The following is a 26,911-nucleotide window of genomic DNA, read 5'->3' on the forward strand; positions in this document are numbered from 1 at the left end:
CGCGGGCCGGGGCCTCCGCCGTTTGGCAAATGCCAGCAGCTTCTTTATGGACCGAGGCCCATGACGCGGTACGTTTTCATCACCGGCGGCGTGGTTTCCTCCCTCGGCAAGGGCCTCGCCTCGGCGGCCCTGGCGGCGGTGCTTCAGGCCCGCGGCTACCGGGTCCGGATGCGCAAGCTCGATCCCTATCTGAACGTCGATCCGGGCACGATGAGCCCGACGCAGCACGGCGAGGTGTTCGTCACCGACGACGGCGCCGAGACCGACCTCGACCTCGGGCACTACGAGCGCTTCACCGGCGTTCCGGCGAGCCGGGCCGACAACATCACGACGGGGCGGATCTACCAGGACATCATCGCCAAGGAGCGCCGCGGCGACTACCTCGGCGCCACGATCCAGGTGATCCCGCACGTCACCAACGCGATCAAGGACTTCGTCCTCGACGGCAACGACAGCTTCGACTTCGTGCTGGTGGAGATCGGCGGCACGGTCGGCGACATCGAGGGCCTGCCGTTCTTCGAGGCGATCCGGCAGCTCGGGCAAGAACTGCCGCGGGGCACCTGCTGCTACGTCCACCTGACGCTGCTGCCCTACATCCCGTCGGCCGGCGAGCTGAAGACCAAGCCGACGCAGCACTCCGTGAAGGAGCTGCGCTCCATCGGCATCCAGCCCGACATCCTGCTTTGCCGCTGCGACCGGGATATCCCTGTCGATGAGCGGCGCAAGCTCGCGCTGTTCTGCAACGTCCGCGAGACCGCGGTGATCGAGGCGCGGGACGTGGCCTCGATCTACGAGGTGCCGCTGTCCTACCGGACCGCCGGCCTCGACCGGGAGGTGCTCGGCCATTTCGGCCTCGAGCACGGCGAGGAGCCGGATCTCGGCCGCTGGCAGACCATCGCGGAGCGCGTGCGCAACCCCGAGGGCGAGGTCTCGATCGCCATCGTGGGTAAGTACACGGGGCTGAAAGACGCCTACAAGTCGCTGACCGAGGCGCTGACCCACGGCGGCATCAGCCACCGGGTGAAGGTCAACCTCGAGTGGATCGAGGCCGAGGTTTTCGAGCGCGAGGATCCGGCGCCCTTCCTCGAAGGTCTCAACGGGATCCTGGTGCCGGGCGGCTTCGGCCAGCGCGGGGCCGAGGGCAAGATCCGGGCGGCCCGGTACGCCCGCGAGAAGCGCATCCCCTATCTCGGCATCTGCTTCGGCATGCAGATGGCGGTGATCGAGGCCGCCCGCTCGCTGGCCGGGATGCCGGAGGCCAATTCCACGGAGTTCGGCGAGACCGCCGAGCCGGTGGTCGGCCTGCTCACCGAGTGGCTGCGCGGCAACGAGCTGGAGCGGCGCGCCGCGGCCGGCGACCTCGGCGGCACGATGCGGCTCGGCGCCTACGAGGCGAAGCTCGATCCCGAATCGAAGATCGCCCAGATCTACGGGTCCGATCAGATCTCGGAGCGGCACCGCCACCGCTACGAGGTCAACATGGCCTATCGCGAGCGGCTGGAGGCCAAGGGCCTGCGCTTCTCCGGCGTCTCGCCCGACGGCCTCCTGCCCGAGACCGTCGAGCATGTCGGGCATCCGTGGTTCATCGGCGTGCAGTTCCACCCGGAGCTGAAGTCCCGCCCCTTCGAGCCGCACCCGCTGTTCAAGGGCTTCGTCGGCGCCGCGATCGAGCAGAGCCGCCTGGTCTGAGGCCGCGGCTCCGCGCCGCTGCTCGCGCGGCGGCCCGGCGCCCTATATCCTCGGCGTCGTGACCGAGATCCTCTTCTACCACATGCAGCGGCAGCCCCTGGAGAAGGTGCTGCCGAACCTCGTCGAGCGGTCGCTGGACCGCGGCTGGCAGGCCGCGATCCAGGCGGCGAGCGAGGAGCGCCTGCAGGCGCTGGACGACCACCTCTGGACCTACTCCGACGAGAGCTTCCTGCCGCACGGCACCGACCGCGAGCCCGATTCCGCGAGCCAGCCGGTGGTGCTCACGCTCCGGGACGTGAATCCCAACGCGGCCTCGATCCGCTTCCTGGTGGAGGGCGCCGACCTGCCGCCCGACGCCGGGCAGTACGAGCGGATCTGCATCCTGTTCGACGGGTCCGATCAGGACGCGCTCCTGCGCGCCCGCGAGCAGTGGAAGCAGGCCAAGGACGCCGGTCACGCGGTGGCCTACTGGCAGCAGGACGATTCCGGACGCTGGAACAAGAAGGCTTGATGGTGGCCCCCCACGCACGTCTCGGGCGCGCCGCGCTCGCCCTCGCCCTGACTCTGGCCGCGCCCTCGGCCACGCTGGCCCAGGACGCGCCGCACCCGCATCCCGCGGAGGCCAAGCCGGCGCCGCGCGGCCCGGAAGGGCGCCGCCTGCCGCCCGATGCGACGACGAAGCAGAGCGTGACGCTGCCGGACGGCCGGACCCTCGACTTCACCGCAACGGCCGGCAGCCTGCCCCTCGTCGACGAGGCGGGAAAGCTTCAGGCCGAGATCGCCTACGTCGCCTACACGATGGCGCCGCAGGCCGGCCGGGAGCGTCCCGTCACCTTCGCGGTCAACGGCGGCCCGGGCGCCGCGTCGGCCTATCTCAACATCGGGGCGATCGGGCCCTGGCGGCTGCCGGTCGGCGGGGACAGCATCAGCCCGTCCCAGCCGGTGACGCTGACGCCCAACGACGGGACGTGGCTGGGTTTCACCGACCTCGTGTTCATCGACCCTGTCGGCACCGGCTACAGCCGGGCCGCGGACGGGAACGGCAAGGCCTACTGGTCGGTCGATTCGGACGCCTCGACCCTGGCGGCGACCGTCGCCCGCTACCTGCGCGTCAACGACCGCATGGCGAGCCCGAAATTCTTCGTCGGCGAGAGCTACGGCGGCTTCCGCGGCCCGCTGATCGCCGAGAAACTCCAGGAGGAGATCGGCGTCGGCCTGTCCGGCATGGTGCTGCTGTCGCCGGTGCTCGATTTCGCGTGGCTGGAGACGCCGCGGGCCAACCCGTGGGGCTACGTGCTGAAGCTGCCCTCGCTGGCGGCCGGCGCCCTCGAGCGGGCCGGCACGGTGCCGACGCCCACCCTGCTCGGCGACGCGGAGGCCTACGCCTCGGGCCCGTACCTGAGCGACCTGCTCAAGGGGCCGAGCGACACGGCCGCCGTCGCCCGGATGACCGAGAAGGTCGCGCCCCTCGTCGGCCTCGACCCCGCCCTGGTGCGCGCGCAGGCGGCGCGCCTCTCGACCCGGAGCGTTCAGCGCGAGATCGACCGCTCCGAGGGCCGCGTGACCAGCGCCTACGACACCGGCATCACCGGCTGGGACCCGAATCCGGACGCCGCCCAGTCGAGCTTCGAGGATCCGCAGCTCACGGCCCTCCAAGCGCCGCTGACCAGCGCGATGCTCGACCTCTACGCGCGCACGCTGAAGTGGCCGGTGACCAACATGCGCTACGAGCTGCTGAGCAACGCGGTCAACCGCGGCTGGAGCTGGGGCTCGGGTCGGCAGGCCCCGGAGGTCCTGTCGAACCTGAAGGGCGATCTGGCCCTCGACGGGCACCTGCGCGTCCTCGTGGCGCACGGCTTCACCGATCTGGTGACGCCGTACTTCGCCTCGAAGCTCCTGCTGGCACAGGTCCCCGCCTACGCGGCCGGTCGCCTGAGCCTCGCGGTCTACCCGGGCGGGCACATGTTCTACACGCGACCGGATTCGCGCGCCGCCTTCAAGGCGGACGTCGAGCGGATGTACACGGACGCCCTGAAGGTGCGCGACGCCGGCGCGACCCGTCCGGCCGGCGCCCCCGCCGAGCATCTCAGGACCGCGCCGTAGCGTCTCCGGCCCGGCGCAGCGGTCACGCGTCGTCGAAGGCGAGGGCTTCGGCCGGGTACTCCACCATCATCCGGCGCTGTGCCTCGGTGTTCTGCCACTCCCCGACCTTCATGTAGCGGCCCTCGAGATCGCGCACCTCGACGACCTTGCCGATGGTGGGGATCGACTGGAAACCCTGCGGCCAGTTCGACGCGAAGTAGAAAACCTGCTCGACCCGATCCGAGAGGTGGCAGATCCCCGGCCCGAAGGTGCCCAGCCCGAAGACGAGATAGCGGCCGTTCACCAGGGCCGCGACGTCGGAGATCAGCGACTCGCTCTGGATCTCCACCGGCAGGCCGCGTCGCTCCGCGTAGGCCTCCACCTCCGCGATGACCGGGTTCAGCCGATTCTCGAACACGAGCTTGACCGAGCGGATCCGGCCCTCGGCCAGCAACCGGTCGATGACCATCCGGTAGAACGCGAAGGGCGGCTGCGGGTAGTGCGGATCGACCCAGGTGCTGAAGATGTCGCCCGAGCGGATGTGGATCAGGAGCTGGTCGTCGGGCTTGGCCGGGAAGGTCTCGGGCAGGCCGTTGAACAGCGGCCGGATCACGCTCTGCACGATCGCGCGCGAGTCCGTCGGTCCCCGCAGCGCGGTCACGCGCTCGAACTGCGTCGGGTCGAAGAACAGGCCCGACAGGAAGTAGCCGTCCGGCGGCAGCGGCTCGTCCGGCGGGATGAAGGTGATGCCGTCGCAGGTCAGGCGCTCGGTCAGGAAGATCACCTTGCTGCGGTCGACCTTGGGTACCTTGATGTATTTCAGGTTGAGCGCCTTCGCGATCGATACCGCGATGATGTACTGGACGAGGCAGTTGCCGAAGGCGCCGTTCTCGAACAGCGACAGGCCGACCAGGGCGTGGCTGGCGCGGTCGGGCGCCGATCGCAGATTGTAGGTGACGTAGACGTTGGCGCCGGACTTCTCGTTCAGGAGCGTCACGTCGAGGCCGAGCATCGCCCGCAGCGCGATCAGGTCGACCGCGGCCTCGTCGGCCCGGATCCCGACGCCGATGATTTGAGCCGGTGCGGGCGCGGCGATCCGGACCGCGCGCGCCCAAGCCCGCTCGTCGGGGACGATCGCGGCGACGAGGGCGTCCGGGGTCGCGGTCCAGCCGGCGAGGTCCGGCTCGGTCCACGTCGCGCCGTCCTGCGAGACCGCCACCGCGACGTCGCCGGGCTCCGGGGGAACCGCCGCCTCCCCCGACCGCAGGGCGACGGAGTGGATCGGAAACCGGCCGCCGAGGTCGACCTCGAGCCAGGTCGTTCCCGTCGCCGCATCGGAGACGATCCGCCGGTCACGGCCGGCCGCGAGATCGACGAGGACCGGGGTCGGATCGTCTGTCGGGGCCATCGGGTCTCCGGGAGTTCAGGGCCCGCGCCGGGGCCGGGCGGGTATCGGGTGCGGCGGTGCCCGCTCCGGGGCGCGGCCGTCAAGCCCGCCCCGATAGCGGGGCGGGCGCGGGAAACGGTCGCGATCCGGCGCCGCTCCGTTGTGTCCCGGCGGTCATGCGTCTACAACGGCCGGGCGACGGTGCCCCGGAGACGGGGTGAAAAGGGAATGCGGTGAGGGGTTTGAAGCCCCGATTCCGCGGCTGCCCCCGCAACTGTCAGCGGCGAGCGCCCGCCATGCGCCACCGGAGCGATCCGGGAAGGCGGTGGGCGCGCCGAGCCGCGAGCCAGGAGACCTGCCGTCGCGACAGGATCCCGCAATGCCGCCGGTGGGGCGGCTGGAGACGCTTCTGATGACGACGCAAACCCTCGCCCCCGTCGCCGCCGGCACCCGCTCATCGGAGCGCCCGATCGCCGTCGCGTTCGCGGCCGTGCTGGGCCTCGGCCTGCTGTTCATGGCGGGCTTCTCGCCGGCGATCGCGCTCCACAACGCGGCGCACGATTTCCGACACACCCAGAACTTCCCCTGCCACTGACGTCCCCGGACCAGGGATGATCATCCGGCTCCTGTCGGCGGCGCTCGCCGCCGGCTTCTTCGCGGCTGCCGTCGTGACGGGCCTCGAACTCACGCTGACCTCGCCGCTGATCGTGGCGGCCGAGCGCTACGAGCAGCAAGAGGCGCCGCGTCAGGCCGCCAAGGCGCTCCCGATCAAGGCGCTCCCGATCGTGCTGGCCCATGCCGGGCACGACCACGCCGCGCCCGACGCCGCGCCGGAATGGCAGCCCGGCCCCGGCCTGCCGCGGATGGCCTTCACCGGGCTCGCGACCCTCGTCGGTGGCGTCGGCTACGCGCTGCTGCTCGGCGCGGTGATGCTCGCCTGCGGCCGCGAACCCACGCCGCAGGTCGGCCTCGCCTTCGCGGTGGCGGGCTTCGCCAGCGTCGCCCTCGCGCCGGGCCTCGGCCTGCCGCCGGAACTGCCCGGCAGCGCGGCAGCGCCGCTCGCGACGCGTCAGGCGTGGTGGGTGATGACCGCCGCGGCGACCGGGATGGGACTCTACCTGATCACCATCCGCCGCGCGCTGATCACGATCCTCGGGGGGCTCGTCCTGATCATCACCCCGCACGTCGTCGGCGCCCCGCAGGCGCCCGAGGCCTCGTCCGAACTCCCGGCCGCGCTCGCCGCCCAGTTCGCCGCCCGGTCGCTCGCCATCAGCTTCGTGTTCTGGATCCTGATCGGGCTCGGGCTCGGCTGGGCGTGGCAGGCCTTCGCCCGCGGCGCTGATCGGGGGGCGGCCCGTGCCTGAGACCGTGCTCTACGTCTGCACCGCCTGCCGCCGCCCGGACGACGACCCGGACGGGCCCCGCGCCGGGGCCCGCCTGCTGGAGGCGCTCCGAGCGCAAAGCGGCGGCACGCCGGACCTGCGGGTCGAGGCGGTGGAGTGCCTGTCGGTCTGCAAGCGGCCCTGCACCGTGGCGGTCGCCGCGGCCGACCGCTGGACCTACGTCTACGGCGACATGGATCCGGCCGCCTCGGCCGAGATCATCCTCGGCGGGCTCGCGGCCTACGCGGCGACCCCGGACGGCATCGTGCCCTGGCGCGAGCGTCCGGAGGCGTTCCGCAAGGGCGTGATCGCCCGCATCCCCCCTTTCCCAGAACCCCGCCCGCTCCCCGCCGGCACCCTGGAGGCCGCGGAATGACCCTCGTCAACAAGATCCCCTGCACCATCGTCACCGGCTTCCTCGGGGCCGGCAAGACGACCCTCGTCCGCCACGTGGTCGAGAACGCCAAGGGGCGCCGCCTCGCCATCCTGGTGAACGAGTTCGGCGACATCGGCTTCGACAAGTCCTTCCTGGCGGCCTGCGGCGTCGAGGGCTGCACCGAGGACGCCATCGTCGAATTGCCGAACGGCTGCATCTGCTGCACGGTCGCGGACGATTTCGTGCCGGCGCTGGAGACCCTCCTCGGCCGCGCCGAGCCGCCGGAGCACATCCTGATCGAGACCTCCGGCCTCGCCCTGCCGAAGCCGCTGGTCCAGGCGTTCCAGTGGCCGGCGATCCGCTCGCGGGTGACCGTCGACGGCGTGGTCGCGGTGGTCGACGGCCCGGCGTTGGCCTCGGGCGCCTTCGCGGAGGATCCGGAGGCCCTGGCGGCCCAGCGGGCCGCCGACCAGTCGGTCGACCACGACAACCCCCTGGAGGAGGTGTTCGAGGACCAGCTCCTCTGCGCCGACCTCGTGGTGGTCAACAAGGCCGACCTGATCGACGCCGCGACCCGGGCGCGGGTCCGCGCCGAGGTCGAGGGGCACCTGCCCCGCGCCGTGAAAGTGGTCGAGACCGAGAACGGCGCCATCGACCCGCGGGTGCTGCTCGGCCTCGGCGCGGCCGCCGAGGACGATCTCGACGCCCGCCCCTCGCATCACGGAGAGGGCGAGGACCACGACCACGACGATTTCGAGACGGTCGCGCTGCCGGTGCGCGCGGCGGTGACCGCGGGGGATCTCGCGGCCCGGGTCGAGACGGCGGCCGAGGCGGCCGGCGTCCTGCGCATCAAGGGCTTCGCCGAGGTCGAGGGCAAGCCGATGCGCCTCGTGGTGCAGGGCGTCGGCCGCCGCGTGACCCATCATTTCGACCGCCCCTGGCGGGCCGGGGAAGCCCGCGACGGGACGCTGGTGGTGATCGGCCTGAAGGGCTTCGACAAGGACGCCGTCGCGGCGGCCCTCGCGGGATGAGGCCGGTCGCGCACGCCCGCCCGGACTCGCTCTAGGGGCCGCCGCGGTGCACCTCGTGCGCATCGATGCCGTCTCCCTCGACGAGGGCGAGGCGGCCGTGGATCTCGGGCAGGAGCCCGGCGACCTCGTGGTGCTGTCATTCACCGACAGCGACCTCGCTTCGGTCGGGCAGGCCCACGCCGCGGAGCCCGGCCTGCCGAGCCTGCGGCTCGCGAAGCTCGCCAAGCTGCGGCACCCGCTCTCGGTCGACCTCTACGTCGAGCGCGTGGTGGCGCGCGCCAAGGTGGTGGTGATCCGCTGCCTCGGCGGGCTCGATTACTGGCGCTACGGGATCGAGCGCTGCGCCGAGGCCGCGCGGGCGCAGGGTGTCGTTCTCGCGGTCCTGCCGGGCGACGACCGGCCGGATCCGCGCCTCGCGTCCTTCTCCACCGATCCCGACCTCGCCGGGCAGCTCGACGGCTATTTCCGCGCCGGCGGGCCCGACAACCTGTGGCGCATGCTGCGGAGCCTGGCGGTCCGCCTGGGCGCCGACGGACCGGTCGAGCCGCCCGTGCCGCTCCCGCGCGGTTTTCCCTGGTGTCCCGGTTGCGGAGTTCTTCCCCTCGAGACAGCCCTCGCCGCGGCCGCGACCGCGGTCCCGCTCGCCGGAGCGCGGATCGCCGCCGAGCCCGTCGCGCTCCTCCTGATCTACCGGTCCGCCGTGCTCGGCGGCGACACCGGCCCGTTCGTCGCCCTCGCCGCCGCGCTGCGGGCCCGCGGGATCGGCGTGCTGCCGATGGCCGTGTCCAGCCTGAAGGAGCCGCAGGCCGCCGCCGCGGTCGCCGCGGCCGTGCGGGCGCGCAGGCCCGACCTCGTGATCGCCGCCACCGCGTTCTCGGCCCGCGAGGACGAGACCGACTTCGTCCTCGACGGCGCCGATTGCCCGGTGCTCCAGGCCTTCACGGTGGGGTCGCCGCGCGCGGCCTGGGAGGCCTCCGCCCGGGGTCTCGGCGCGGCCGACCTCGCCATGCAGGTCGCGCTGCCGGAATTCGACGGCCGGCTCTCGGGCTTCCCGATCTCGTTCAAGGAGGAGAGCGCCGAGATCGCCGGCTTCGCCGAGCGGCGCGCCGCGCCCTACGAGGTCGGCATCGCCGCGCTCGCTGACCGGGCCGCGGGATGGCTGCGGCTGGCCGCCCTGCCCCGGGCGGCGCGGCGCTTGGCCCTGGTGCTGTCCGACTACCCCGCCCGCGGCGGCCGGGCCGGGTTCGCGGTCGGCCTCGACACGCCCGCGAGCGCCCGCGCAATCGCCGCCGACCTCGCAGCCGCCGGCTACGCGGCGGGCGCACTGCCGGAGGCCGGCGCGCTCATGGCGGCGCTCACGGAGGGCCCGGCCGAGTTCCGGGTGCCGCTGGCGGCCTACGCGGCGTGGTGGCGCACGCTCTCCGAGGACGTCCGCGCCGCCGTCACCGACAGCTGGGGCGCGGCCGAAGCGGACCCGGCCTGCGTCGACGGCGCCCTCCGGTTCCGGATGGTCCGGGACGACGGCCTCGCGGTCTTCCTCCAGCCCGACCGCGGCCGCGACCCCGACCGCAAGACCGGCTACCACGACCTCGACCGGGCCCCGACCCACGCCTACCTGGCCTTCCATCTCGGCCTGCGGCAGCATTTCGACGCCCTGGTGCAGCTCGGCACGCACGGCACCGCGGAGTGGCTGCCGGGCAAGGCCGTGGCCCTGTCACCCGACTGCTTCCCGGCGCTCTGCGTCGGCGGGCTGCCGGTGATTTACCCGTTCATCGTCGACGATCCGGGTGAGGCCGCGCCGCTCAAGCGCCGTCTCGGCGGGGTCGCGCTCGGTCACCTCACGCCCGACACCGCCGTCCACGCGCTGACGCCCGAGGCGGCCCGGCTCCGCGAGCTGGTGGAGGAGTACTCCGCCGCGAGCGTGCTCGACCCCCGCCGGGCCGATCTCATCGCCCGCGCCATCTTGGAGGAGGCCGAGTCGGCAGGCCTGCTCGACGGCGCCGGGATCGGCGCGGACACGCCGATGGACGAGGCGCTGACGCGACTCGACGCGCATCTCTGCGATCTCGGCGAGACCGTCTTCCGCGACGGCCTGCACGTCTTCGCCCGCGCGCCGGACGGGGCCGCGGACGCCGTCGCGGCGAGCGCGGACTCCGAGCGCGCCGGCCTGCTCGCCGCCCTCGACGGGCGGTTCGTCCGGCCCGGCCCCTCCGGTTCCCCGTCTCGCGGGCGGGCCGACGTGCTCCCGACCGGGCGCAACCTCGCGACCCTCGACCCGCGGGCCATCCCGAGCCGCGCAGCCGCGCTCCTCGGCGAGAAGGCCGCCGCCGCCGTGGTGACCCGCTACCTCCAGGACGAGGGCGCCTATCCGGCCCGGATCATCATGGACCTGTGGGCCTCGCCGACCCTGCGCACCGGCGGCGAGGACGTGGCCCACGCCCTGGCCCTGATGGGCGTGCGGCCGGTCTGGGACCATGCCAGCACCCGCGTCACCGGCTTCGAGATCCTGCCCCTCGCCATGCTGGACCGGCCGCGGATCGACGTCACCGTGCGGGTCTCAGGCGCGTTCCGCGACACTTTCCCCGACACGCTGGCGCTGCTCGACCGCGCCGCCCGCGCCGTGGCGGACCGGGACGAGGCCGACGACGAGAATCCCCTGGCGGCGGCGCGGCGGCGGGGTGACGCGTCCGTGCGCGTCTACGGGGCCGCGCCCGGCCGCTACGGCGCCGGCACCGCCGCCACGGCCCTCGACGGCGCCTGGGACGGCCGCGCCGACCTCGGCCGCGCCTACCTGGCCGCGAGCGGCCACGCCTACGGCGACCGCGAGGGGCCGGACGCCGATTTCGCCGCCAGGGTCGCGGCGGCCGACGCCTATCTCCACGCCTTCGACGTGGCCGAGCGCGACCTGTTCGACGGCGACGCCGCCGTCGACGCGATGGGCGGTTTCGCGGCGGCCGCTGCGCTGGAGGGAGCGAGCCCCGCCCTCTACAGCCTCGACGTCTCGGTGCCGGAACGGCCGAAGGCGCGGACGGCCCGGGAGGACGCCGTCCGCCTGATCCGCGGGCGCCTGGCCGATCCCCGCTGGATCGCGGCCCAGCTGCGCCACGGCTACCGGGGCGCGCAGGAACTCGCCCAGGGGCTCGACGCGGTCTTCGTCCTGGCCGCCGCGAGCGACGCGGTGACGGATTCGGGCTTCGAGGCGCTCTACGCGGCCTGGATCGCCGACGCCGAAGTGTTCGAGCGGCTGCGCGCCGCCAATCCCGCCGCGGCCCGGGCGATCCTGGAGCGGTTCGACGAGGCGCGGGACCGCGGCCTCTGGCACAGCCGGCGCAACGCCCTCCCGGCCGACGCACTGATGCGCGAGGCCGCCGAGTGAGCGCCGCCCCGCATCGGCGCGTCCTACCCGAGGCGCCGGCCCGCCGCGGCTGGTGCCCCGGCCTGGCGCGACCCATGCCGACCGGCGACGGGCTGCTCGCGCGCGTGCACCCGCCGCTCGGGATCCTGACCCTGGATCAGGCCCGCGCAGTGGCGGAGGGCGCGCGGCGCTTCGGGAACGGCCACCTCGATCTCACCGCGCGGGCCAATCTCCAGATTCGCGGCGTCACCGAGGCGACGCGGGCGCCGCTGGCCGCCTGGCTCGCGGCCCAGGGCCTCGGCGACGTGCGCGCCGACGGCGGCCCCCAGCGCCTGACACTCACCAGCCCCCTGGCGGGCCACGATCCGGACGAGACGGTCGACGTGCCGACCCTGGCCGCTGCCATCGAGACCGCGGGGCTCGCGATCCCCGGGCTGCCGGCCAAGACCCTGGTCGTCGTGGAGGGCCGCCCCGGCCGGGCGGTCCCGGAGGCGGATCTCAGCGTCGTCGCCGAGGGGCCGGGCCGCGTCGCGATCGCGGTCGCGCACGGTGAGACCCCGCGGACGCTCCTGACCTGCGCGGAGGACGCGGCGCCCGGCCACGTGGCGGCCCTGCTCGGCGTCTTCGCGCGGACCGGCCGGCGCCGGATGCGCGACCTGTCGGACGGCGAGATGGCCGCGCTGACCGGAGCGCTGTGCTCCGGAAGGCCGGCGCCATCCGCCGGCTCGGCGAAGGCGCGGGGTGGCTTCGCGCCGGGACGGGAGCCGGCACGTCCGGCGGGCGCACGGGACCTCCGGAGCGTCGCCATCGACGCGCCCTTCGGGCGCTGCACCGCCGACGCGCTCGAACGGGTCGCCGCCAGGGCGACGGCGATCGGGGCGGACGAGATCCGCCTCTCGGCCACGCGCGGGTTCGTGCTGCTGGTGCCGGCCACCGCCTCGGACGCGGCGGCGGCCGCGACGGCGGCCCTCGCGGCAGAGTTCATCGTCGTCCCCGACGATCCGCGGCGCGCGATCGCGGCCTGCACGGGGGCCCCGGGCTGCGCCTCCGGATCGACCCCCACGCTCGCGGACGCGGCGCGCCTCGCGGCGGCGTTCGGCCCTCTGGCGGCCTCGGGCCGCGCCGCGCACGTCTCGGGCTGCGCCAAGGGCTGCGCGCGGCCGGGCCCGGCCGACCTGACCCTCGTCGGCCGGGACGGGCTCTACGGCGTGTTGGTCGGGGGCGCGCCCGGCGATGAGCCGGCGATGGATCTCCCTATCGAGGCCGTGCTGGAGCGGCTAGGAAGGGCCGAGATCGACGGGCTCTCCGCCGCCTTCGCGCCGGAGATCACCCCTTCGGCATGCGGGAGGACCAGGAGACCGGCATGAGCGCGAGCCAGAACGCCCTGCGCCAGACAGGATCGGAGCCGGCCGCGGCCCACGAGTCCCCGTCCCGCTACGACTATATCCGCGACGGCGGCGCGATCTACGCGCGCTCCTTCGCGATGATCCGCGCCGAGGCCGATCTCGGGCGCTGGTCGGGCGCGGCCGAGCGCGTCGTCGTCCGCATGATCCATGCCTGCGGCATGACCGACCTGCCGGCCGACGTGGAGATGGCGCCCGACTTCGCCGCGGCCGGCGTCGCGGCCCTCCAGGCCGGCGCGCCGATCCTGTGCGACGTCCGCATGGTCGCCGACGGCGTGACCCGGGCCCGCCTGCCGGCCGGCAACGAGGTGATCTGCACACTGGGCGACCCGCGCGTGCCGGATCTCTCCAAGAGCCTCGGCACGACCCGATCCGCGGCCGCCATGGAGCTGTGGCGGGAGCACCTTCCGGGCAGCGTCGTGGCGGTGGGCAACGCCCCGACCGCCCTGTTCCGCCTCCTGGAGCTGCTCGACGCCGGCGTGGCGCCGCCCGCAGCGGTGATCGGCATCCCGGTGGGCTTCGTCGGCGCAGCGGAGTCGAAGGAGGCCCTGGCACGGGACGGCCGCGTGCCCTTCGTGGTCGTGCACGGGCGGCGCGGCGGCAGCGCCATGACGGCCGCGGCGGTCAACGCGCTCGCCAGCGAGGTCGAGTGATGGACGGTTTCGAACGCCTCGACGGCCCGACCGAGGAAGTCCCCGCGGCCGCGGTCACGGGCACGCTCTACGGCGTCGGGATGGGCCCGGGCGATCCGGAGCTGCTGACCGTGAAGGCGCAGCGCATCCTGATGCGCGCGCCCGTCCTGGTGCATTTCTGCAAGCGCGGACGGCGGGGCAACGCCCGCACCATCGCGGACGCGATCCTGCGCGACCCGGCCCGCGAGATGGCCCTCGCCTATCCCTACACGACCGAGATCCACCCCGAGCACCCGGACTACGTGGCGGCGCTCGCCGGCTTCTACGACGACGCGGCCGGGCAGCTCGCCGACCACCTGGGTGCCGGGCGGGACGTCGCGATCCTGTCGGAGGGCGACCCGTTCTTCTACGGGTCGTTCATGCACCTGTGGCGGCGCCTGAAGGACCGCTTTCCCGTGGAGGTGGTTCCGGGCGTCACCGGCATGTCGGGCTGCTGGACCCGGGCCGGCACGCCGATCACCTGGGGCGACGACGTCCTCACCGTCCTGCCGGCGACCCTGTCGCTCGACGCCCTGACCGAGCGCCTGCGCGGCACCGACGCGGCCGTGGTGATGAAGCTCGGGCGCCACCTGCCGAAGGTGCGGGCCGCCCTGTCGGCGGCCGGGCTGCTGGCGCGCGCCGTCTACGTGGAGCGCGGCACGATGGCGGGCGAGCGGGTCGTGATGCTGGCCGACAAGGCCGACGACGACGCGCCCTACTTCTCGATGGTGCTCCTGCCCGGAGAGGGCCGTCGGCCGTGAGCGGGAGCCTCACCGTCGTCGGCCTCGGGCCGGGCGACGCGGCCCTGCTGACCGAGTCGGCCCGCCGGGCGCTGGACGCGGCGGAGGACGTCGTCGGCTACTTCCCGTACGTGGCCCGCGTGCCCGAGCGTCCCGGCCTCGTCCGGCACGCCAGCGACAACCGCGTCGAGATCGACCGGGCGCGCCACGCGCTGCAGCTCGCCGCTTCCGGGCGCCGGGTCGCGGTCGTCTCCGGCGGCGATCCCGGCGTCTTCGCCATGGCGGCGGCGGTGTTCGAGGCGGTCGAGTACGGCGAGCCCGGCTGGCGCGACCTCGCCATCACGGTGGAGCCGGGCATCACCGCGATGCTCGCCGCCGCGGCCCGGCTCGGCGCCCCGCTCGGCGGGGATTTCTGCGCGCTCTCGCTCTCGGACAACCTGAAGCCCTGGCCGGTCGTGACCGCGCGGCTGGAGGCGGTGCTGCGCGCGGATTTCGTGGTGGCGCTCTACAATCCGATCTCCACCGCCCGGCCCTGGCAGCTCGGGGCGGCACTGGAGATCGCGGCCGGGATCCGCGCGCCCGACACGCCCGTGATGTTCGCCCGCGCGGTCAGCCGCCCGGACGAGGCGATCCGGGTCGCGACCCTCGCCGAGGCGGCCGCGGTACCGACCGACATGGCCACGATGGTGATCTTGGGCGCCTCGACGACGCGGCTGATCCCGCGCGCGGGCCGGACGCCGCTCGTCTACACCGCCCGCAAGGTCGAGGGACCGGCGTGATCGCCCGCGTCCAGCCAGCGGCGCGCGCCGGCGGCGTCCGCGACGCTCGGCACGTCGGGCTTGCCCGGCCGCCGCACCATCACGACCGGGAGGCCGAGGCCGCGCGCCGCCGCGATCTTGCCGTAGGTCGCCGCGCCGCCGGCGTTCTTGCTGACCACGATCTCGATCCGGCTCGCCCGCATCAGCGCCGCCTCGGACGCGGCGTCGAACGGTCCGCGCGCCTCCAGTGCGGTGAGATGCGGCACCGGCAGGATCCCGCCCAGCGGCTCGACCGTCCGCGCCAGGTAGCTGTGCTGGGGCGCCGCCGCGAAGGCCCCGGCCTCCTGCCGGCCGATCGTCAGGAACACGCGCCGGGGCTCCGCGCCGAGGGCGGCGACCGCCTCCTCCATCCCGTCGACCTCGATCCAGTCGTCGCCGGGCTCGCGGTTCCAGGCCGGCCTGCGGATCGCGAGCAGCGGCACCCCCGTCAGGGCCGCCGCGCGCGCGGCGTTGGCCGACATCCGCGCGGCGAACGGGTGGGTCGCGTCGATCAGGCGGGTGATCGCCTCGGCCTCCAGGTAGCGGGCGAGACCCTCGGCGCCGCCGAACCCGCCGATCCGGGTCGGCACCGGCTCGGGCTTCGGTGCCGCCGTCCGGCCCGCCAGCGACAGCGTCACGGCGCGATCCCGCCTGCCGGCGAGCGACCGCACCAGGGCGCTCGCCTCGCCGGTCCCGCCGAGGATCAGGATCCGCATCGTGCCGGTAATCCAGGGCGGCGTGTTCATGGGCGCCTTGTTCATGGGCGCCTTGTCCATGAGCGCTGACTCGCTGTCGAGCGTCCCGTGGCTGTCGATCGTCGGGATCGGGGAGGACGGCCGGGCCGGACTGACGCCGTCCGCCGCCGCCGCGCTCGACGCCGCCCGCGTCGTCTACGGAGGCCGGCGCCACCTCGCCCTCGCGGGGCCGCTCGACGCGGAGACGCGGCCCTGGCCGAGCCCGATCCACGAGGCCTATCCAGACATCCTCGCCCGGCGTGGCCGGCCGACCTGCCTCCTCGCCACGGGCGACCCGTTCCACTACGGCATCGGCGCCGAGATCGCCCGGCTGGTGCCGGCGTGCGAGATCCGCGCCTTCCCGCAGCCCTCGGCCTTCAGCCTCGCCTGCGCCCGGCTCGGCTGGCCGCTCGCCGAGTGCGCGCTGGTCACGCTGCACGGCCGCGCGCTGACCCGGATCGTCCCGCATCTCCAGCCGGGGTCGCGGCTGCTCGTCCTGTCGTGGGACGGCACGACGCCCGGCGCCCTCGCCGCCCTGCTGCGCGACCGGGGCTTCGGCGCGTCGACGCTGACGGTGCTCGAGGCGATGGGCGGGCCGCGCGAGCGCGTCCGCACGGCCCGCGCCGACGCGTTCGACGAAGTCGACATCGATCCGCTGAACACGGTGGCGCTCGCGGTGGCGGGTGCCGGCCGCGCCCTGCCCCTCGCGCCGGGCCTCGACGACGGCCTGTTCGAGAATGACGGGCAGCTGACCAAGGCCGAGATCCGGGCTCTGACGCTGTCGGCGCTGCGGCCGCATCCGGGACAGCATCTCTGGGATGTCGGTGCCGGCGCCGGCTCGATCGCGATCGAGTGGATGCTGCGCCACGCGAGCCTGCGCGCCACCGCCATCGAGGGGAGACCGGACCGCGCCGAGCGGATCCGCCGCAACGCCGTCGCGCTCGGCGCGCCGGACCTCGCCGTCGTCGCCGGCACGGCCCCCGGCGCGCTCGCCGGCCTGCCCGCGCCGGACGCGGTGTTCATCGGCGGCGGCGTGTCGGAGCCGGGGGTCCTGCCTGAGGCGCTGGCGGCGCTGCGGAGCGGCGGTCGCTGCGTGGCCAACGCCGTGACCCTCGAGGGCGAGGCCGCACTGCTCGCGGCCTTCGCGGCGCATGGCGGGACGCTCCGCCGCTACGGTGTGGAGCGGGCGAGCCCGGTCGGAGGGATGCACGGCTGGCGCCCCGCCATGCCGGTGACCCAGTGGGCCTGGACCAAGCCGTGACCGGAGCCCTGGTCGCCGGCATCGGCTTCCGCCGGGAAACAGATGCTGAGGAAATCGCGGGACTGATCGACCGCGCCCTCGCCCTGGTCGGCGCCGCGCGGTCGAGCCTCGCGGCCGTGGCCACGGCGGCCGACCGGGCCGCGGACCCGGCGATCCGCGCGGCGGCAGCCGGATTCGGCCTGGCGCCGCATCCCATCCCCGCCGCCGCGCTGGAGGCGCGCGACGCCGAGGTCGTCACCCGCTCGGCGCGGATCGAGCGCCTGCGCGGCGTCGGCTCGCTGGCCGAGGCGGCGGCCCTCGCCGGCGCGGGCCCCCGGAGCCGCCTCGCCCTGCCCCGGATCGCGAGCGGCGGCGCCACTTGCGCCCTGGCCGTCCGATACGACACGACACGGGAACCATGACCGTCCATTTCATCGGCGCCGGCCCCGGCGCGGCCGACCTGATCACGGTGCGCGGGCGCGACCGCATCGCCGCCTGCCCCGTCTGCCTCTACGCCGGGTCGCTCGTGGCCCCCGAGATCCTGGGCTGGTGCCCGCCCGGCGCCCGGATCGTCGACACGGCGCCGCTCGACCTCGACGCCATCGTGGCGGAGATCCGGGCGGCGCACGCGGCCGGCCAGGACGTGGCGCGCCTGCATTCCGGTGACATGTCGATCTGGAGCGCCCTGGCCGAGCAGATGCGCCGGCTCGACGCGCTCGCCATTCCCTACACGGTGACGCCCGGTGTCCCCGCCTTCGCGGCCGCGGCCGCGCTGCTGCGCCGGGAGCTGACCGTTCCGGGCGTGGCGCAGAGCGTCGTCCTGACCCGCACCTCCGGGCGGGCGAGCGCCATGCCCGAGCGGGAGACGCTGGCGGCCTACGCGGCCACCGGCGCGACGCTGGCGATCCACCTGTCGATCCACGTGGTCGAGGCCGTCGCCGCCGAGCTGATCCCCTTCTACGGCCCGGCCTGCCCCGCGGCGGCGGTGTTCCGCGCCTCGTGGCCGGACGAGCGGGCGCTCGTCGGCGACCTCGCCGCGCTGCCGAGGCTCGTCGCGGAGGCCGGCCTGGAGCGCACCGCCCTGATCCTGGTCGGACCGGCGCTGGGCGCCGCGGAATTCCGCGAGAGCGCGCTCTACGCGCCCGACTACGACCGGCGCTACCGGCCCGGCGGCACGGTCGGGACCCGCCCGTGAGCGCCCCCGGCCTCCTCGTCGCGGCGCCGCGCTCCAGCTCCGGCAAGACGACCGTCACCCTCGCGCTGATGCGCGCGCTCACGCGGCGCGGCCTGCGGGTGCGCGGCGCGAAGTGCGGTCCCGACTACATCGACCCGGCCTTCCACCAGGCCGCGACCGGCCATCCGAGCTTCAACCTCGACAGCTTCGCCATGGCGACGCCGCTGCTCGACGCCCTGGCGGGCGCGACGGCGGCGGCCGATCTGGTGATCGCCGAGGGGTCGATGGGCCTGTTCGACGGTGTCCGGGCGGCCGAGAACCGGACCGGGGCGAATGCCGACATCGCCGCGCGCTACGGCTGGCCGGTGGTGCTCGTGGTGGACGTGTCGGGCGCGGCGCAATCGGCCGCCGCCGTGGCGCTCGGCTGCTCCCTCTACGATCCCCGCATCCGGATCGCCGGCGTGATCCTCAACAAGGTCGCGAGCGCCCGCCACCGGCGCCTCGTGGAGGCCGGCATGGAGCGCGCCGGGCTGCCGGTGCTCGGGGCGCTGATGCGCGACGCGCAGCTCGTCCTGCCCGAGCGCCACCTGGGGCTCGTGCAGGCCGGCGAGACCGCGGATCTCGCCGCCCGTCTGGATCGCCTCGCCGACCTCGCCGAGGCGGGCATCGACCTCGACGCCGTGACGGCCTGCGCGGGCGGTGCCGTGCCGGCCTCCGGCGGCCAGCTGCCCCGGCCGCCCGGACAGCGCGTGGCGGTCGCCCGGGACGCGGCGTTCAGCTTCCTGTACCCGCATCTCGAGACCGGCTGGCGGATGGCCGGCGCCGAGCTCGTGCCGTTCTCGCCGCTGGCCGACGAAGGACCGCCCGAGGATTGCGACGTCTGCTGGCTGCCCGGCGGCTATCCGGAGCTGCACGCGGGTCGGATCGCCGGTGCGGCCCGGTTCCTGGACGGCCTGCGCCGCTTCGCCCGGACCCGGCCCGTCCACGGGGAGTGCGGCGGCTACATGGTCCTCGGGCAGACGCTCCAGGATGCCGACGGCGCCACCCATCCCATGGCGGGCCTCCTGCCGGTCGCGACCTCGTATCACCGGCGCAAGCTGCATCTCGGCTACCGCGTCGCGCGGCTGTGCGGATCCGGCATGCTCGGCGCCGCGGGCGCGCGCCTCGTCGGCCACGAGTTCCACTATGCCAGCGAGCTCTCGCCGATCGCCCCGGAGGCGACGGCGCTCGCCCGCGTCTCGGATGCCGAAGGTGTCGATCTGGGTTTGGCCGGCCACCGGGTCGGACCCGTCACCGGCAGCTTCTTCCACCTGATCGCGACCGATCCGCCGTGACGCCGGCCTGCCGCGCCTGTCAGGCCGGATCCGTCGTCGGCGCCGGCGCGCGGTTCTGCGCCAGGCGCGCCGCGCTGCGGACCAGCGCGAGCACGTCGCGGCGCATCTGCTCGTCCTCGATCTGGGCGTAGGCGCGCAGCAGCTCGATGGCGCCGTGGGCGCTGAGGAAGCCGAAGACATCCTCCTGGGCGTTCTCGCGCGGCTCGCTCTCCTCGAAGAACGCGGAGACCGGAACCTCGAGGAGGCGCGCGATCTCGCGCAACCGGCCGGCACCGACGCGATTCTGACCCTTCTCGTATTTCTGGACCTGCTGGAAGGTCACGCCGACCGCGTTGCCGAGCGCGGTCTGGCTCATGCCGCGAGCCTTGCGCAGGGCGGTGATCCGGATGCCGACCAGGCGATCGACGTCGGTCGTCTGCTTCGGCATCGTCTGGCCGGAGGTATCCTTCTCCATGGCGTGGGCTGCATCCTCCTGCGGACGCGGTGTCTTCGCCTCGCTGTCGCGCCGCTTCACCGTCCGCCCCTTAGTCGCATGTCCTGCACGCCAGGTTGCCGGTACTCCGTGCCGCTATCCGGCTATAGCCCTGATCCCGGCACAGGTGAACCGCGGCGCAGTAGGACACCAAGTTGTCAAGCTTCGCAAGTCGAAGGTTACATCTTCTAGTTTAAGCCCACACATCTTTGCAACATTGTTGCTCAAATGTCGACGCTGAGCTCTCGCCTGCTTTCGAGGTGCGCCTTGTCGCCGCGCGGGCGTTCCCCTTAGGAGCACAGACGCATGTAGGTTCGGTACCGCGCAGGAGACACGCATGTTCATCGCGATGAATCGCTTCAAGGTCGTTAAGGACGCGACGGCGGATTTCGAGGCCGTCTGGCTCGGCCGCGACAGCCACCTCGGCGAGATGCCCGGCTTCGTGGAGTTCCACCTGCTCCGCGGACCCGAGCACGAGGATCACGTGCTCTACGCCTCGCACACGATCTGGCGGTCGCGCGCGGATTTCGAGGCCTGGACCCGATCCGAGCAGTTCCGCAAGGCGCACGGCCGCGTGCCCTCGACCAAGCCCCTCTATCTCGGCCACCCGCAATTCGAGGGTTTCGAGGCGATCCAGACGGTCGGCGGGACCACCGAGGCTCGCCAGGACGCGGACGCCTGATCGAGACCGACCCCGGCCCTCGGCGGCCGGGGTCATCCGGGGGCTCCGACGCGGTTGAACCCGCGAACGAAGAAACCCGCGTGAATTGAAATAACTCCGGCGCAAACGGTTCCCTATCGAATCTGGCGCCTGCCGGATGCGCCGAACAGTCACTCAGCATTAATCATGTATTGCAACGTCCGGGGGCTCGCCCTAGGTCGCAGCCTTCCTTCGTGACTGCGATCGTGAACCCGCGGGGCCCGCGGCTTGCTCCGTCACCGTCACCAGGCGGCGCTGAAACCTTTCGTGTCTCAGACTGGTACAGAGTCCGACTAAGACGGGACGTTGCGGGTCAGATGTTTCACGATCGGCTTCCGGAGACGTTTCAGGCGCTGCCGACCTCGGCGGAGCGCCGCCGCAATGTGTGGTCGGCCCTGCTGCCGCGCCGCGGTCGTGCGCTGGCGCGCATCGCCCTCTCCATGGCGCTCGCTGTCACCGACATCGCGGCGATCCTGGCGGTGACGCTGGGCATCGAGTGCGCCTACCACGTCCTCGCGCAGGACAGCACGGTCTGGGCGGGCCTCGTCCGCGGCCTGCGGCTGTCTGCGCTGCTCGCCCTGGTGATCGTCGCCACGAACGTCCTCCGGGAGGAGTACAGCCTCGAGAACGTGATGGCGCAGAAGCCGGGCGTCCAGCGCGCGGTCTCCCTCTGGCTGATCGCCTGGGCCGCCGTGCTGGTCGTGAGCTTCATGACGAAGACGACCAACGATTACTCGCGGCTCGTCTCGCTCGGGATCTTCGCCGCCGGCCTGCCGGTCCTGATCGGGGCGCGGGCCGCCGTGCGGCGGCTCGTCCGCGATCGGCTGAGCGCCGGCTCGGCCACCGCGAGCCGGATCCACCTCGTGGGCTACGAGGAGGACATCGCGCGCTTCTACGCCGGCAAGGAGGTCGACCAGCTCGGCTCGCGGATCATCGGGACGAGCTACCTGCGGCGCGTCGATCCCGGCGCCGACGCGGCCACGCGCCACGACCAGCTGCAGGAGGATCTCGACCTCGCGGTCTCGGTGGTGCGCTTCCTGCGGCCGGACGACGTCTTCGTCCTGGTGCCCTGGGCCGACACCGCGGAGGTCGAGCGCTGCATCGACGCCTTCCTGCGGGTGCCCTCGGCCCTGCACCTGCGTCCCGGCGCCGTGCTCGACCGGTTCCCCGACCTGCAGGTCGCCCGGGTCGGCGGCGTCTCGGGGATCAACATCGGCCGCCGGCCGCTCAACGTGGGCGAGGTCATGCTCAAGCGCGCCCTCGACCTGACGGTCGCGACCATCGCCCTCGTGTCGCTGTCGCCGCTGCTCGCCGCGATCGCGGTCGCGATCAAGCTCGACAGCCCCGGTCCCGTCTTCTTCCGGCAGAAGCGCTACGGCTTCAACCAGCAGCCGTTCGGCGTGTTCAAGTTCCGGTCGATGCGGGCGGATCCGAGTGCCGCCTTCCGGCAGGCGACCCGCAACGACAGCCGGATCACCCGGATCGGCGCGATCCTGCGCCGGACGAATCTCGACGAGCTGCCCCAGCTGATCAACGTCCTGCGCGGGGAGATGTCGCTGGTCGGACCCCGTCCGCACGCGCTGGCGCACGACCGGAGCTTCGAGCGCCGGATCGCCCTCTACGCGCGACGCCACAACGTGAAGCCCGGCATCACCGGCTGGGCCCAGGTCAACGGCTACCGCGGGGAGACGCAGACCGACCTCGCCATGGAGCGGCGCGTCGCCTGCGACCTGCACTACATCGACAACTGGTCGATCTGGTTCGACATCCAGATCATGATCCAGACGGTCGTCTCGCGCCGCGCCTACCAGAACGCGTTCTGACCGCCACCCGGCGGTCGTCCGGCGCTCCCGGTTCGCGCGGCGCGCTCGGATGGCCGGGCGGCTCGGCCCGGGCGGGGCTCCTCAGGGGGCCTGCTTCCGGCCCCGGCAGGCGCCGCAATCGCCCTCGACCTCCAGGATGCTGTGGGTCGGTGTGAACCCGGCCCGCTCGAGCGTGCGCCCGAGGCTGCCCTCGACCTCCTCCGACGAGGCCTCGTCGACGCCCCCGCAGGTGCGGCAGATCAGGAAGATGACCCCCTCTCCGGGCGCGTGGTCGTGCGCGCAGGGGATGAAGGCGTTGCGGCTCGCGATCCGGTGGACCAGCCCCTGCTCCATGAGGAAGTCGAGAGCGCGGTAGACCGAGACCGGGGCCACGCGCTTGCCCGGCGCGCTCAGCCGCTCGGCGATGTCGTAGGCGCCCTGAGCCTTCCCGGCCTCGGCCACGGCCACCAGAACCTCCCGGCGCAGGGGCGTGAACTGAAGACCGCGCTCGCGACACAGGGCCTCGGCCCGCGCGAGCGTGTCACCGGTGCCGGCGTGGCACGCGTCGTGACCCTCGTGACGGTGCATGATTGCTCCAGACGTGATCCGCAGGTTGTCCCGCGGGTTTGTTACAGTGTATCACCCCGGCCCAGCACCGCACCAGTAGCCCGCGTGGTGCCCGCGCCGGCCCGAGCGCGCGACGAGGACTCCGTGCCGACCATTCCCAGCCCGAGACACGCGGCGCGGCGATCGCTGTTCCAGAGCGGGATCGGCCTGCGGCTGGCGCTCGCCGCGCTCTTCTCGGCGCTGGTCTGGCTGACCATCGCCTGGGCGCTCGCCACATGAGCGGCCCGATCCCGGATTCGATCCGCCTCGTCGGCCTCACCCTCGGTTACGACCGCCATCCGGCGGTCCACCACCTCGACGGGTCCGTGCGGGCCGGCGACCTGCTCGCCCTGGTCGGTCCGAACGGGGCCGGCAAGTCGACGCTCCTCAAGGGCATGGCCGGAGAGATCCGCTGCCTGGACGGCCGCATCGAGCGCGCGGGCGCCTTCGCCTACATGCCGCAGGTGGACGAGATCGACCGGAGCTTCCCGCTCACCGTCATGGATCTCGCCGGCATGGGCCTGTGGCGGCGCGCAGGGGCGTGGCGCAGCCTCACCCGGCGGCGCCCGGCCATCGAGGCGGCGCTGGCGGCGGTCGGGCTCGACGGCTTCGCGGCGCGGCCGATCGGGACCCTGTCGGGCGGGCAGTTCCGGCGCGCGCTGTTCGCCCGGCTCATCCTGCAGGACTGCCCCGTCGTGCTCCTCGACGAGCCGTTCACCGGCATCGACGCGCGGACGGTGGACGATCTCCTGGTGCTCATCCGCGCGTGGCACGCCGAAGGGCGGACCGTGGTCGCGGCCCTCCACGACCTCCAGCAGGTCCGGGCGCACTTCCCGACGACCCTGCTGCTGGCCCGGGAGCCCGTGGCCTGGGGACCGACCGCGCGCGTCCTGACGGCCGAGAACCTCGCCCGCGCCCGCAACCTGTCCGAGGCCTGGGACGAGGGCGCGGCGATCTGCGCCGGTCCGCGGGCGGTCGCGGCGGCCGCGCACGACCACGGCGGCGCCGGCCATCACCACCACGAGGACGCCGCGTGACCGATCCGCTCGGATCCCTGTTCGCGCCGTTCGTGGAGTTCGGCTTCATGCGCCGGGCCCTGGCGGGCTGCCTCGCGCTGTCGGTGTCGGCGCCGCCCATCGGCGTGTTCCTGACGCTGCGCCGCATGAGCCTGATGAGCGACGCGATGAGCCACGCGATCCTGCCCGGGGCCGCGGTCGGCTTCCTGGTCGCCGGCCTGTCCCTGCCGGCGATGACGCTGGGCGGCCTCGTCGCCGGTCTCGCGGTCGCCCTCCTCGCCGGCGCCGTCACCCGGGCGACGGTCGTGCGGGAGGACGCCAACCTCGCGGCCTTCTACCTCATCTCGCTCGCGGCCGGCGTGCTGCTGGTGTCGCTGCGCGGATCGCAGATCGACCTCATGCACTTCCTGTTCGGCTCGGTCCTGGCGCTGGACGACGCCGCCCTGTGGCTGCTCGGCGGCATCAGCACGCTGACCCTGCTGGCCCTCGCCCTGATCTACCGGCCGCTCGTGATGGAATGCGTCGACCCGCTGTTCCTGCGGAGCGTCAGCCGCAGCGGCGGCCCGGTCCACCTCGCCTTCCTGGCGCTGGTCGTGGTCAACCTCGTCGGCGGGTTCCAGGCCCTCGGCACGCTGCTGGCGGTGGGCCTGATGCTGCTGCCGGCGGTGGCGGCCCGGTTCTGGGCGCGCGACCTGGCCGGGCTGATCCCGGTCTCGATGCTGATCGCCGCCCTGGCGAGCGTGTCGGGGCTCAGCCTGTCGTACCGGTACGACGTGCCGAGCGGACCGGCCATCGTGCTGGCCGCCGGCGCGCTCTACGTCGTCTCGATGATGGTCGGCCCGCGCGACGGCCTGCTCCGCCGCCTCGTCCGGCCGCGCCACCTCGAGGCCTGATCAGGGCTGATCCTTGAGCGCGGCGAGCCCCTCGCGATAGGTCGGGTAGGCGAGCGCGACGCCGAGCTCGTCGCGGATCAGCCGGTTCCGCACGCGCTTGTTCTCGCCGTAGAAGCTGCGCGCCATCGGCGACAGGTCGGCGGTCTCGAAATCGATCTCGGGCGGCAGCGGCAGGCCTGTGAGGGCCGCCGCGTGCTCGGTCACGGTCTGGGGCGCGGTCGGCTCGTCGTCGGTGACGTTGTAGATCGCCCCCGGCCGCGGCCGGTCGATCGAGGCGAGCAGCGTCGTGGCGATGTCGTCGACGTGGATGCGGTTGAAGACCTGCCCGGCCTTCACGATGCGCTGCGAGCGGCCCTCGCGCAGCTTGACGATCGGGTTGCGCCCGGGTCCGTAGATGCCCGACAGCCGGAACACCTGCACCGCCTTGCCGGTCGCGGCGCCGAGCGCGAGCCACGCCGCCTCGGCGTCGAGGCGCACCTTGGACCGGGCGCTGCGCGGGGTCGCCGGCGTGGCCTCGTCGATCCAGGCGCCGCCCTGGTCGCCGTAGACGCCGATGGTCGACAGGTAGCCGATCCACCGGATCCGGCTCGCCGCGACGGCGTCGGCGTGGCAGGCCAGCACCGGGTCGCCGGCCTCACCGGGGGGCGCCGAGACGAGGAGCACGTCCGTGTCGGCGAGATCCGCGGCGATCCGGGGATCGTCGGCCTCCGGCCCGAAGGCGCGCATGGCGAAGCCCGTCTCCGCCGCGACGCGGTCGGCGGCCGCGGGGTCGGTGACGGTGGCGCGGACGGTCCCGAAGCGCGCCCGTGCCCGCTCGGCGAAGTGGCGGCCGGTGAAGCCGAGCCCGAAGACGAAGAGATTCATGCGGCGGATGTCTCGTCCGCCCGCGGTTCCGTCAAGCCGGTGGCGGCCCGCCACTCGTCGCGCACGTGGCCGTCCGTCTCGTCATCGCCGTGCTGCCGACGGAGCGCGCGCACGGCCTCCGGCGCCAGCAGCCGGGCGCAGGCCCAGACCGCCATGCCGCGCACCAGCGCGGACGGGTCGCGCAGCCGCGCGACGGCGGCCTCCGCCAGCGACGGGTCTCCCGAATTTCCGATCGCGATCATGACGTTCCGGAGGAAGCGGTCGCGCCCCGTGCGCTTCACCGGCGTGCCGGCGAAGAACGCGCGGAAGGCCGCGCCGTCGAGGCCCGCGAGATCCGCGAGCGCCGGGGCCGCCAGGTCCGCACGCGCGGCGAGCCGGTGCTCCGCCGCGGTGCGGGCGAACTTGTTCCACGGACAGACGGCCAGGCAATCGTCGCAACCGAAGACCCGGTTGCCGATCGCCGGCCGGAAGGCCGCGGGGATCGGCCCGGCATGCTCGATCGTCAGGTACGAGATGCAGCGGCGGGCATCGAGCCGGTAGGGCGCCGGGAAGGCGTCGGTGGGGCAGACGTCGAGGCAGGCGCGGCAGGAGCCGCAATGGTCGCGCTCCGGGGTATCGGGCTCGAATTCTGCGCTCGTGTAGATCGCGCCGAGGAGCAGCCAGTTGCCGTGGCCGCGGGAGATCAGCACCGTGTGCTTGCCCTGCCAGCCGAGGCCGGCCGCCTCCGCCAGGGTCTTCTCCATGACGGGGGCGGTGTCGCAGAAAACCTTCACCCGCACGTCGCCCTTGGCCGACAGATACCCGCCCAATTCTTTCAGGCGGCCCTTCAAAACCTCGTGATAATCCCGCCGCTGCGCGTAGGCGGCGACGGCACCGCGGTCGCGGCGCGCCACGAGGTCGAGGGGATCGTGCTCCGGCCGGTAGCTCATCGCCAGGACCAGGATGCTGCGCACCCCGGGCCACAGCGCGATCGGGCTGGCGCGCTGGTCGGCCCGCTCCGCCATCCAGTCCATGGTGCCCTGCGCGCCCTCGGCGAGCCAGGCGGACAGGCGTCCTGGCAGGTCGGGGAGCCGGTCGGGCCGGGTCACGCGCAGGCCGCAGAACCCGAGCGTCCGGGCCCGGGTCTCGACGAGGCGGCGCAGGTCGGCGCCGTGATAGGTCCG

27 protein-coding genes and 1 riboswitch are annotated in these 26,911 nt (G+C 73.8%); of the genes, 21 read left to right on the forward strand and 6 right to left on the reverse strand.

Annotated elements, in window-relative coordinates:
- The first annotated feature begins 60 nt into the window (after positions 1–60).
- The 3 genes from LOK46_RS16775 to LOK46_RS16785 are packed head-to-tail and all read left to right on the forward strand — an operon-like array spanning position 61 to position 3,792.
- A complete protein-coding gene (locus tag LOK46_RS16775; RefSeq protein WP_273558964.1) occupies positions 61–1,689 on the forward strand; it encodes a CTP synthase in 1,629 nt (542 codons plus the stop codon).
- A gap of 58 nt (positions 1,690–1,747) precedes the next feature.
- Positions 1,748–2,200: a DNA polymerase III subunit chi gene (locus LOK46_RS16780; RefSeq protein ID WP_273558965.1), complete on the forward strand. Its 453-nt coding sequence runs from the start codon at positions 1,748–1,750 to the stop codon at positions 2,198–2,200.
- Positions 2,200–3,792, forward strand: coding sequence for a S10 family peptidase (locus LOK46_RS16785; protein ID WP_273558966.1), 1,593 nt, complete (start codon positions 2,200–2,202; stop codon positions 3,790–3,792). Before LOK46_RS16780 ends, LOK46_RS16785 begins: the two co-directional genes overlap by 1 nt.
- A gap of 22 nt (positions 3,793–3,814) precedes the next feature.
- Here the strand turns inward: LOK46_RS16785 and LOK46_RS16790 are convergent, their stop codons facing one another.
- Positions 3,815–5,179, reverse strand: a complete 1,365-nt coding sequence (locus LOK46_RS16790) for a discoidin domain-containing protein (RefSeq protein ID WP_273558967.1) — start codon at positions 5,177–5,179, stop codon at positions 3,815–3,817.
- A gap of 161 nt (positions 5,180–5,340) precedes the next feature.
- Positions 5,341–5,535, forward strand: a riboswitch (cobalamin riboswitch).
- A gap of 35 nt (positions 5,536–5,570) precedes the next feature.
- Between LOK46_RS16790 and LOK46_RS16795 the strand changes: the two genes are divergently transcribed.
- The 9 genes from LOK46_RS16795 to cobJ all read left to right on the forward strand — a co-directional run bounded on the left by LOK46_RS16795 (position 5,571) and on the right by cobJ (position 14,895).
- Complete coding sequence (locus tag LOK46_RS16795; protein ID WP_273558969.1) at positions 5,571–5,753, forward strand: CbtB domain-containing protein; 183 nt, start codon at positions 5,571–5,573, stop codon at positions 5,751–5,753.
- Between the two features lie 16 nt (positions 5,754–5,769).
- Positions 5,770–6,522 carry a CbtA family protein gene (locus tag LOK46_RS16800; RefSeq protein ID WP_273558971.1) on the forward strand — a complete coding sequence of 251 codons (753 nt, stop codon included), beginning with the start codon at positions 5,770–5,772 and terminating at the stop codon, positions 6,520–6,522.
- Positions 6,515–6,916, forward strand: coding sequence for a DUF1636 domain-containing protein (locus LOK46_RS16805; RefSeq protein WP_273558973.1), 402 nt, complete (start codon positions 6,515–6,517; stop codon positions 6,914–6,916). The genes LOK46_RS16800 and LOK46_RS16805 overlap by 8 nt, the downstream gene beginning before the upstream one ends.
- Positions 6,913–7,947, forward strand: a complete 1,035-nt coding sequence (gene cobW / locus LOK46_RS16810; protein WP_273558974.1) for a cobalamin biosynthesis protein CobW — start codon at positions 6,913–6,915, stop codon at positions 7,945–7,947. The genes LOK46_RS16805 and cobW overlap by 4 nt, the downstream gene beginning before the upstream one ends.
- 46 nt (positions 7,948–7,993) lie before the next feature.
- A complete protein-coding gene (gene cobN / locus LOK46_RS16815) occupies positions 7,994–11,323 on the forward strand; it encodes a cobaltochelatase subunit CobN (RefSeq protein WP_273558975.1) in 3,330 nt (1,109 codons plus the stop codon).
- A 74-nt stretch (positions 11,324–11,397) separates the two neighbouring features.
- Positions 11,398–12,669 carry a precorrin-3B synthase gene (locus tag LOK46_RS16820; protein WP_273558977.1) on the forward strand — a complete coding sequence of 424 codons (1,272 nt, stop codon included), beginning with the start codon at positions 11,398–11,400 and terminating at the stop codon, positions 12,667–12,669.
- 116 nt (positions 12,670–12,785) lie between these two features.
- On the forward strand, positions 12,786–13,358 hold the full coding sequence (locus tag LOK46_RS16825) for a precorrin-8X methylmutase (RefSeq protein ID WP_273564612.1): 573 nt from the start codon (positions 12,786–12,788) through the stop codon (positions 13,356–13,358).
- Positions 13,358–14,137, forward strand: coding sequence for a precorrin-2 C(20)-methyltransferase (locus LOK46_RS16830; RefSeq protein WP_273558979.1), 780 nt, complete (start codon positions 13,358–13,360; stop codon positions 14,135–14,137). The genes LOK46_RS16825 and LOK46_RS16830 overlap by 1 nt, the downstream gene beginning before the upstream one ends.
- Positions 14,134–14,895: a precorrin-3B C(17)-methyltransferase gene (gene cobJ / locus LOK46_RS16835; RefSeq protein WP_273558981.1), complete on the forward strand. Its 762-nt coding sequence runs from the start codon at positions 14,134–14,136 to the stop codon at positions 14,893–14,895. Before LOK46_RS16830 ends, cobJ begins: the two co-directional genes overlap by 4 nt.
- Here the strand turns inward: cobJ and LOK46_RS16840 are convergent.
- Positions 14,862–15,689, reverse strand: a complete 828-nt coding sequence (locus LOK46_RS16840; RefSeq protein WP_443192821.1) for a cobalt-precorrin-6A reductase — start codon at positions 15,687–15,689, stop codon at positions 14,862–14,864. The two genes, cobJ and LOK46_RS16840, sit on opposite strands and share 34 nt — an antisense overlap.
- On the opposite strand from LOK46_RS16840, the gene cbiE reads away from it, so the two are divergent.
- The 4 genes from cbiE to LOK46_RS16860 are packed head-to-tail and all read left to right on the forward strand — an operon-like array spanning position 15,688 to position 19,395.
- On the forward strand, positions 15,688–16,908 hold the full coding sequence (gene cbiE / locus LOK46_RS16845; RefSeq protein WP_273558983.1) for a precorrin-6y C5,15-methyltransferase (decarboxylating) subunit CbiE: 1,221 nt from the start codon (positions 15,688–15,690) through the stop codon (positions 16,906–16,908). The genes LOK46_RS16840 and cbiE overlap by 2 nt on opposite strands.
- Positions 16,887–17,309: a cobalamin biosynthesis protein gene (locus LOK46_RS16850; RefSeq protein WP_443192822.1), complete on the forward strand. Its 423-nt coding sequence runs from the start codon at positions 16,887–16,889 to the stop codon at positions 17,307–17,309. The genes cbiE and LOK46_RS16850 overlap by 22 nt, the downstream gene beginning before the upstream one ends.
- Complete coding sequence (gene cobM, locus LOK46_RS16855) at positions 17,306–18,082, forward strand: precorrin-4 C(11)-methyltransferase (RefSeq protein WP_273558986.1); 777 nt, start codon at positions 17,306–17,308, stop codon at positions 18,080–18,082. Before LOK46_RS16850 ends, cobM begins: the two co-directional genes overlap by 4 nt.
- Positions 18,079–19,395, forward strand: coding sequence for a cobyrinate a,c-diamide synthase (locus LOK46_RS16860; RefSeq protein WP_273558987.1), 1,317 nt, complete (start codon positions 18,079–18,081; stop codon positions 19,393–19,395). Before cobM ends, LOK46_RS16860 begins: the two co-directional genes overlap by 4 nt.
- Before the next feature lie 19 nt (positions 19,396–19,414).
- Here the strand turns inward: LOK46_RS16860 and LOK46_RS16865 are convergent, their stop codons facing one another.
- Positions 19,415–19,849, reverse strand: a complete 435-nt coding sequence (locus LOK46_RS16865; protein WP_273558989.1) for a helix-turn-helix domain-containing protein — start codon at positions 19,847–19,849, stop codon at positions 19,415–19,417.
- 355 nt (positions 19,850–20,204) lie between these two features.
- On the opposite strand from LOK46_RS16865, the gene LOK46_RS16870 reads away from it, so the two are divergent.
- Both LOK46_RS16870 and LOK46_RS16875 read left to right on the forward strand, forming a co-directional pair.
- Positions 20,205–20,549, forward strand: coding sequence for an antibiotic biosynthesis monooxygenase family protein (locus tag LOK46_RS16870; protein WP_273558990.1), 345 nt, complete (start codon positions 20,205–20,207; stop codon positions 20,547–20,549).
- Positions 20,550–20,884: 335 nt separating this feature from the next.
- Complete coding sequence (locus LOK46_RS16875) at positions 20,885–22,390, forward strand: sugar transferase (protein ID WP_273558992.1); 1,506 nt, start codon at positions 20,885–20,887, stop codon at positions 22,388–22,390.
- 81 nt (positions 22,391–22,471) lie between these two features.
- On the opposite strand, the gene LOK46_RS16880 is transcribed toward LOK46_RS16875, so the two are convergent.
- Positions 22,472–22,957 carry a transcriptional repressor gene (locus LOK46_RS16880; protein WP_273558994.1) on the reverse strand — a complete coding sequence of 162 codons (486 nt, stop codon included), beginning with the start codon at positions 22,955–22,957 and terminating at the stop codon, positions 22,472–22,474.
- A gap of 123 nt (positions 22,958–23,080) precedes the next feature.
- On the opposite strand from LOK46_RS16880, the gene LOK46_RS16885 reads away from it, so the two are divergent.
- From LOK46_RS16885 to LOK46_RS16895, 3 genes are read left to right on the forward strand one after another with little or no spacing between them, the layout of a single operon-like run.
- Entirely contained in the window at positions 23,081–23,215 is a 135-nt protein-coding gene (locus LOK46_RS16885) for a hypothetical protein (protein WP_273558996.1), read from the forward strand.
- The gene (locus LOK46_RS16890; protein ID WP_273558998.1) at positions 23,212–24,012 is read left to right on the forward strand and encodes a metal ABC transporter ATP-binding protein; all 801 of its coding nucleotides are present in this window, start codon (positions 23,212–23,214) and stop codon (positions 24,010–24,012) included. Before LOK46_RS16885 ends, LOK46_RS16890 begins: the two co-directional genes overlap by 4 nt.
- 47 nt (positions 24,013–24,059) lie before the next feature.
- Positions 24,060–24,884: a metal ABC transporter permease gene (locus LOK46_RS16895; RefSeq protein ID WP_273564614.1), complete on the forward strand. Its 825-nt coding sequence runs from the start codon at positions 24,060–24,062 to the stop codon at positions 24,882–24,884.
- Here LOK46_RS16895 and LOK46_RS16900 read toward each other — a convergent pair whose 3' ends face one another.
- Complete coding sequence (locus LOK46_RS16900) at positions 24,885–25,748, reverse strand: SDR family oxidoreductase (protein WP_273559000.1); 864 nt, start codon at positions 25,746–25,748, stop codon at positions 24,885–24,887. It lies immediately after the preceding gene.
- Positions 25,745–26,836, reverse strand: a complete 1,092-nt coding sequence (queG, locus tag LOK46_RS16905; protein WP_273559002.1) for a tRNA epoxyqueuosine(34) reductase QueG — start codon at positions 26,834–26,836, stop codon at positions 25,745–25,747. The genes LOK46_RS16900 and queG overlap by 4 nt, the downstream gene beginning before the upstream one ends.
- Between the last annotated feature and the right edge of the window lie 75 nt (positions 26,837–26,911).

The sequence above is a fragment of the Methylobacterium sp. NMS14P genome (assembly GCF_028583545.1).
Taxonomy (GTDB): Bacteria; Pseudomonadota; Alphaproteobacteria; order Rhizobiales; family Beijerinckiaceae; genus Methylobacterium.

Coding starts and splice junctions, on each gene's coding strand:
- LOK46_RS16775 (WP_273558964.1), top strand. CDS start 61: ATGACGCGGTACGTTTTCATCACCGGCGGCGTGGTTTCCTCCCTCGGC.
- LOK46_RS16785 (WP_273558966.1), top strand. CDS start 2,200: ATGGTGGCCCCCCACGCACGTCTCGGGCGCGCCGCGCTCGCCCTCGCC.
- LOK46_RS16790 (WP_273558967.1), bottom strand. CDS start 5,179: ATGGCCCCGACAGACGATCCGACCCCGGTCCTCGTCGATCTCGCGGCC.
- LOK46_RS16795 (WP_273558969.1), top strand. CDS start 5,571: ATGACGACGCAAACCCTCGCCCCCGTCGCCGCCGGCACCCGCTCATCG.
- LOK46_RS16800 (WP_273558971.1), top strand. CDS start 5,770: ATGATCATCCGGCTCCTGTCGGCGGCGCTCGCCGCCGGCTTCTTCGCG.
- cobW (WP_273558974.1), top strand. CDS start 6,913: ATGACCCTCGTCAACAAGATCCCCTGCACCATCGTCACCGGCTTCCTC.
- LOK46_RS16820 (WP_273558977.1), top strand. CDS start 11,398: ATGCCGACCGGCGACGGGCTGCTCGCGCGCGTGCACCCGCCGCTCGGG.
- LOK46_RS16825 (WP_273564612.1), top strand. CDS start 12,786: ATGATCCGCGCCGAGGCCGATCTCGGGCGCTGGTCGGGCGCGGCCGAG.
- LOK46_RS16830 (WP_273558979.1), top strand. CDS start 13,358: ATGGACGGTTTCGAACGCCTCGACGGCCCGACCGAGGAAGTCCCCGCG.
- cbiE (WP_273558983.1), top strand. CDS start 15,688: ATGAGCGCTGACTCGCTGTCGAGCGTCCCGTGGCTGTCGATCGTCGGG.
- LOK46_RS16840 (WP_443192821.1), bottom strand. CDS start 15,689: ATGGACAAGGCGCCCATGAACAAGGCGCCCATGAACACGCCGCCCTGG.
- cobM (WP_273558986.1), top strand. CDS start 17,306: ATGACCGTCCATTTCATCGGCGCCGGCCCCGGCGCGGCCGACCTGATC.
- LOK46_RS16865 (WP_273558989.1), bottom strand. CDS start 19,849: ATGGAGAAGGATACCTCCGGCCAGACGATGCCGAAGCAGACGACCGAC.
- LOK46_RS16870 (WP_273558990.1), top strand. CDS start 20,205: ATGTTCATCGCGATGAATCGCTTCAAGGTCGTTAAGGACGCGACGGCG.
- LOK46_RS16875 (WP_273558992.1), top strand. CDS start 20,885: ATGTTTCACGATCGGCTTCCGGAGACGTTTCAGGCGCTGCCGACCTCG.
- LOK46_RS16880 (WP_273558994.1), bottom strand. CDS start 22,957: ATGCACCGTCACGAGGGTCACGACGCGTGCCACGCCGGCACCGGTGAC.
- LOK46_RS16890 (WP_273558998.1), top strand. CDS start 23,212: ATGAGCGGCCCGATCCCGGATTCGATCCGCCTCGTCGGCCTCACCCTC.
- LOK46_RS16895 (WP_273564614.1), top strand. CDS start 24,060: ATGCGCCGGGCCCTGGCGGGCTGCCTCGCGCTGTCGGTGTCGGCGCCG.
- LOK46_RS16900 (WP_273559000.1), bottom strand. CDS start 25,748: ATGAATCTCTTCGTCTTCGGGCTCGGCTTCACCGGCCGCCACTTCGCC.